Annotated in this window: 1 protein-coding gene; it reads left to right on the top strand. The window is 42.9% G+C overall.

Going from position 1 to position 303, the window contains the following annotated elements:
* On the top strand, positions 1 to 193 hold a 193-nt coding region (locus JEM49_RS10820), incomplete at its 5' end, for a zinc ribbon domain-containing protein (protein ID WP_201874760.1).
* Positions 194 to 303 lie beyond the last annotated feature (110 nt).

Here is a 303-nt window from a genome sequence, read left to right as displayed (position 1 = left end):
CACCACCCAAAGATGCCATCAATGTGGCAGTATTATGGGACAAAATAGCTATAAGAAATTAACCCTTAAGGATCGGGAATGGACGTGCCCAATCTGTCAGACGCACCATATTCGCGATTGGAATGCGGCAGTGAATATTGTAGAAAAAGGATTAGGCAAGTGGCAGAATCCTAAAATAAAAAAAGCAGCCTAGAAAGGCTGCAGTCCGCTAGCAACTCACGGACTTAAAAGGCTTTGGTAATTAGACGACCTCTATCGGCAATAGTCAAAAGATTACTGCTGGTAAGTCAAGTCCGTATCTAA

This window comes from Lactobacillus sp. A27, assembly GCF_016742815.1.
Lineage (GTDB): Bacteria > Bacillota > Bacilli > Lactobacillales > Lactobacillaceae > Lactobacillus > Lactobacillus gallinarum.
Note: the sequence above shows the minus strand (reverse complement) of the source record. Positions and strands in the feature narration are given on the sequence as shown.